4 protein-coding genes and 1 pseudogene are annotated in these 5,306 nt (G+C 45.4%); 3 read left to right on the plus strand and 2 right to left on the minus strand.

Going from position 1 to position 5,306, the window contains the following annotated elements:
• Positions 1 to 3: 3 nt before the first annotated feature.
• The 3 genes from C6Y40_RS04555 to C6Y40_RS04565 all read left to right on the plus strand — a co-directional run bounded on the left by C6Y40_RS04555 (position 4) and on the right by C6Y40_RS04565 (position 4,859).
• A complete protein-coding gene (locus C6Y40_RS04555) occupies positions 4 to 1,056 on the plus strand; it encodes an ISAs1 family transposase (protein ID WP_105933364.1) in 1,053 nt (350 codons plus the stop codon).
• Positions 1,057 to 1,077: 21 nt separating this feature from the next.
• Positions 1,078 to 2,775 carry a glycoside hydrolase family 97 protein gene (locus C6Y40_RS04560; protein WP_276309508.1) on the plus strand — a complete coding sequence of 566 codons (1,698 nt, stop codon included), beginning with the start codon at positions 1,078 to 1,080 and terminating at the stop codon, positions 2,773 to 2,775.
• 197 nt (positions 2,776 to 2,972) lie between these two features.
• Positions 2,973 to 4,859 (plus strand): GGDEF domain-containing protein, encoded by a 1,887-nt coding sequence (locus C6Y40_RS04565; protein WP_105933556.1) that lies wholly within the window; start codon positions 2,973 to 2,975, stop codon positions 4,857 to 4,859.
• A 7-nt stretch (positions 4,860 to 4,866) separates the two neighbouring features.
• Here the strand turns inward: C6Y40_RS04565 and C6Y40_RS04570 are convergent, their stop codons facing one another.
• A complete protein-coding gene (locus C6Y40_RS04570; protein WP_105933557.1) occupies positions 4,867 to 5,076 on the minus strand; it encodes a hypothetical protein in 210 nt (69 codons plus the stop codon).
• A 19-nt stretch (positions 5,077 to 5,095) separates the two neighbouring features.
• Positions 5,096 to 5,306, minus strand: a pseudogene (locus C6Y40_RS04575) (IS1595 family transposase); the annotation flags it as partial.

A 5,306-nucleotide genomic window follows, 5' to 3' on the forward strand; every position in this document is an offset into this window, starting at 1 on the left:
CAAATTAATGTTCAACATGACTTTATTGATGTGATATTTCTGACTGTGAGTGCAGTCCTTTCTGGAGCAGAGGGTTGGAGCGATATAGAAGTGTTTGGTCGAGATAAACTTGATTGGTTGCGCCAATACCGTCCCTTTGAAAACGGCATTCCTGTTGACGATACCATTGCCCGAATTGTCCGAGTAATATGCCCTGAACAATTAAATAAAGCCTTTATGAATTGGGTGAATGAAGTGCGTGTTGAAACGGGTAAGCCTCAAATTGCCATCGACGGTAAGACACTTCGTCATTCCTACGATGGCGATAAGCAAACGGCATTACATAGCATTACCGCCTGGAGCAAAGATGCAGGTTTAGTGCTTGCGCAACTGAAGTCATCGGGCAAGAAAAATGAGAATGCTTCGGTATTGGACCTACTCGACACGCTTAATATTAAAGGCGCTCTTATCAGTGCAGATGCCATGAACTCTCAGAAAAAGATAGTCGAGAAAATCAGCTCGGAGAACGCAGATTATGTGCTCTGCATCAAAAATAACCACAAACAACTACGCGATGAAATTGCCGCCTATTTCCATAAGGTAGAGAGGGATAATCCCGCTTGGATTGCCTGTAATGAACAGACTGATTCTGGCCATGGACGAATTGAAGTACGCCGGTGCCAGCAACTAAGAGTCAGTGAGTGGATAAGTGAAGCACAGCACTGGAAAGGTATACGCAGTGTTATCAAAATAGAACGAGAGCGCCACCTTAAAGACAAAGAGGTGAGCACTGAAACGCAATATTACATCAGTTCACTGGATATTGACCCCGTTGCGGTCAACCAGGCTATCCGAGCACACTGGGAAGTCGAAAATAAAGTCCACTGGGTGTTAGACGTGACGTTCAAAGAAGATGATAGCCGAATACGCAAAGAGGACGGAGCGGAAAATGTCGGAGTGATTAGGCGGTTTTGTTTGAATATGGCTCGTTTACACCCCAAGAAAGCCAGCATGAGAAGCAAACTCAAAATGGCTGGCTGGGCCGATGAATTCAGAGCAGAGCTTATTTTTGGGTAAAAGTATGCGGTTGCCCTGATTCTGGACCAATATAAACTTGATAGAGCCAAAGTCAGCCAGGTGACTTATGAGGCAAACGGATTAAGCAGTCGCTTTCGTAATGCAAAAGGGGATGAGATAACTATTATTTTTCAGGTGTCGGATAACGACATCGCACTGCGTTACCACGTGGTGTCTAATAATGAAGCCACCCGCTTTAAGGTATTAAGCGAAGCCACCAGTTTTAACCTACCGGACAAAGCAACGACCTTTATCACTCCACAAGCTTTACCGATGACCGGCTGGAATGGCACCAAGCCAAGTTATGAAGAGCCCTATACCTACGATGAAAAAATGACCAAGCCCTCTTTAAATGGAGTTGGTTATACATTTCCTGCGCTGTTTAAGAACGCTGAAAAAGGCTGGGTATTGGTGTCGGAGACCGGCGTCGACAGCCATTACGTAGGTTCTCGCCTCAGTGAAGGCAATGCTGACGGTATTTATCAGATAACGTTTCCTCAGCCGGGGGAGAATGCCGGGATCGGTGATACCTATGCTTCTATGGCATTACCCGCTACCACACCCTGGCGAACGATTACCGTCGGTGAGGATTTAGAACCTATCGTCGAGACCACGGTAAGTTACGATGTGGTTAAGCCATTGTATGAACCTTCTGAAGATTATCAGATGGGCAGGGCAGCCTGGAGCTGGATTGTCTGGCAGGATGACAGTATTAATTATGAAGACCAAATCAAATACATCGACTTAGCCGCCGAGTTAAATTTCGAATATGTGCTGATTGATAACTGGTGGGATGCCCGCATTGGGCGCGACAAAATGGAAGAGCTGGTGCAGTATGCTGCGGATAAAAATGTAGCTGTGATCCTGTGGTATAACTCAAACGGTTGGTGGAACGATGCGCCACAAACGCCTCAGGATAAAATGAATACGTCTATTGCCCGTAAGCAGGAAATGGCCTGGTTGCAAAAGATTGGCGTCAAAGGAATTAAGGTTGACTTCTTTGGCGGTGACAAACAAGCCACCATGGCCCTGTACGAAGGGATCCTGTCAGACGCCAACGACTATGGCATAGGCGTTACCTTTCACGGCTGTACGTTACCCCGCGGGTGGGAGCGTATGTTTCCTAACTTTGTAACCTCTGAAGCGGTATTAGCGTCTGAGAACCTGGTGTTTAATCAACATTCCCTGGATATGCATGCGTTCAACGCCACGATGTTACCGTTTACGCGCAACACAGTGGCGGCGATGGATTTTGCGCCGGTATTTTTAAATGATCGCTTATCCCGCGATCAGGAGCGAGGCACTATTCGTTCAACTACCGACACCTTCGAACTGGCTACCAGTGTTCTGTATCAATCAGCGGTCCAGCATTTTGGCTTAACGCCTAATAACCTCAATGAACAACCAGAGCATGTGCTCGACTTTATTCGCGAAGTCCCTTCGACGTGGGACGAAACGCAGTTTGTCGACGGCTATCCGGGAAAACACGTTGTACTGGCCAGGCGCAATGGCAGTAATTGGTATGTAGTAGCAGTAAATGGTGAGAAGAGCGCCAATGAACTTCCGGTTAACTTGCCCATGCTGGCCGGAAAAACCGTGCAATTACTGTTTGATAACGCTAATAATAAAACGCAAAGCAAAACGGTTACCGTACCTGATAGTGGCAGGATGACGCTGTCATTAAAGGGGCAGGGCGGAGTTGTTCTGGTTGCCAGATAGCAAAGCCACATAACACATCAAACTACCCACGATGTTCGTAGCAACGGGCATCGTGGTTTAGCTGTTATTCTAAAAATTATTGTGCAATTTTATTGCTGACTTCTTTTGCACCAATGATTTCACGGTGATTGCATCTATCTGATCTTAAAGGTAGATTATCCTTACTAGTTTGTCGTTAACGCACTAAAGGGATTTTTGTGTTTAAAGCTAATCACGTCTGCCGCGTTTTTCTTTCTATTTTATTCGCTGTTGTTTCTTTCAATGCTGTTAGCAGCGATGACAAGTCCAGGCTCCATCAATATGTCGGTTTGCTTAACCATTTTCATGGCGAGCCAGGAGCTTTTGTTGAGGCAGTAAATCACACTGATTTGCTTTCTGCCGATACATCCTTAGCTCGTATTTTCCGTTATTTATATTTAAGAGAACCGGCAGAGTTTGAAGACTATATGAAAGTGCCAAAGGTCAGTGCGCCAGCTGAGGAAGACTGGCAAACCTTCCAGAAACTTGATGAGCTGTTATATGCCAGTTTCCGGGCTGGCAGTCTGATTCAATGGGAAAATGCACAGGAAAACCTGTTATATCTGAAAAAGCAGTTGTTGCTGTCTGGCAACAAAGCGGCTGTTGCGCAAGTCGCAATGGCCCTGGCGATATATTATTTTGACTATGGTAATGATGTTTTAAGTGGCATTTCGGAACTGTTATACGCAATGCCAGCACTTAAAAACAATGATGAATATCCACAGCCGAACGTTTTTTATGATCGTGAACTGGCTTTATTCCTTTTATTTGCCAATTTATACGATCTCGGTGCTTTCGAAGCCGCCTATCAATACGGTGTAACTTTTTTTAACCTTATAAGGAGTAACTCGAAAAGCAGACGCTACTTACAGGAATACTTTGTAATGGTAAACCTGACCAGTGAAATGCAAAAGTACGATGAAGCGATGGCTTATGCAGATGAGTTAATATTTCTCGCTCAATCTCTGAGCCCTTCCAACCAATTGTATGCATTAATTGCCAAAGTATCGGTGTATGCACGCCGCAACAAACCGGGTGATTTACAGGCTGCATTGCAGCTGGTAGAAATGGCTCGCCTGAAAAGTTCACCGCAAGAGTGGGACATCATTGAGCAAAGCAGAATGCTGGTCTTACAGTCAATTCAGGCCGGATTAAAACGCAACTCAGCCAGAGCTAATACCTTGGTGAACGAACTTTCTACCCTGATATCGAAAAATCCCGATAGGTTTAGTAGCCTGGATTTAAAGCACTTGTCGCTATTGCGTGTGTTTATAGCTGAAACTAGTAACGATGCTTCACTTGTTAAGGAAATCCGCTTAGCCAGGCTTGAAAAGGAACAAGCCTATGTTGTCACTGCTCTTGAAAAGAGACTGGATAGCTGGGGCGATGAGATGGCGTCAGACATAACACTGCTTAACCTGGAAAATATTCAACGCAGAAATGAGGCCCAACAGCAAGCCATTGAAACTGCCAACCTCAAAACGATTATCATGTTACTGGTAGTATTGTTAATTGGCACTCTTGCAGCCTGGTTATTTGTGCAGCGACGGCGGATCCATCAGTTGGCATACACCGATCCGCTTACCAGCGCACCCAACCGGCGTTTTATGTTTAATTTGCTGACCAAGGTATTTGCTAAGCCTCGTCAGGGTAACTGTATTGCGTTACTTGATATCGACCACTTCAAAAAGGTTAACGATAGCTACGGCCATCAAACCGGTGATGAAGTGCTGGTTAAGTGCAGCCAGCTTATTCGCCAACGGTTGCGCAGTACCGACCAGTTTTGTCGCTACGGTGGAGAAGAGTTCCTGCTACTGTTAAAAGACACTACTGTACACCAGGCACAAGAAGTGATGGATGATATCCGAAGTGCATTGCAGGCCGTTACCAATTGGCAGAGTACGAATGAGAAATTTGCGGTATCTTTTTCTTGTGGACTAGTTGAACTCAGTATTTACGAGGATATCGATCAGGCAATCGCCCACTGCGATCAGTTACTCTACACTGCCAAAAAGCAGGGTAGAGGACGTACCATTTTGCCCGCAGCCGCAATGCAACCCGTGTGATCGGGTATTAGTCATTAAATCGGGCAACAATCGCAGTCAGTTCGTTATCCAGCAGGGTATTGCATTGCTCCATGGTATGACTGGCTTTGGCAAAGTAGTCCTGATTAGCAATGCTCACTTTACCGGGTTGGATAAGCTGCTCATTGATCAGGCTTACCAGCTGTAAACAGGCCTGTCTGGCCTGATTTAACTGGCCGCTTTCAGATACCTTAGCCACCTGGTTTAATTTATTAAGGCTATGTTCGGATTAACTGTTGTTGAATCGAAAAGAGCCTGTTTTCGTTAAGGTTTTCTGGATTATCCATAAACCTGAACCAACCCAGGTAGTGTTCCAAGTATTTTGTGGCTACTCCGTGAAACCGTTTCATCCACGCTTTCAGACGGCTGTGATAGGCGTTAACATTCTGAATATGAAAGACTTTATCTATCACCTTAACACCTCCCGCC

Origin of the sequence: Marisediminitalea alba (assembly GCF_002993365.1) — a bacterium.
Classification (GTDB): domain Bacteria; phylum Pseudomonadota; class Gammaproteobacteria; order Enterobacterales; family Alteromonadaceae; genus Alteromonas; species Alteromonas alba.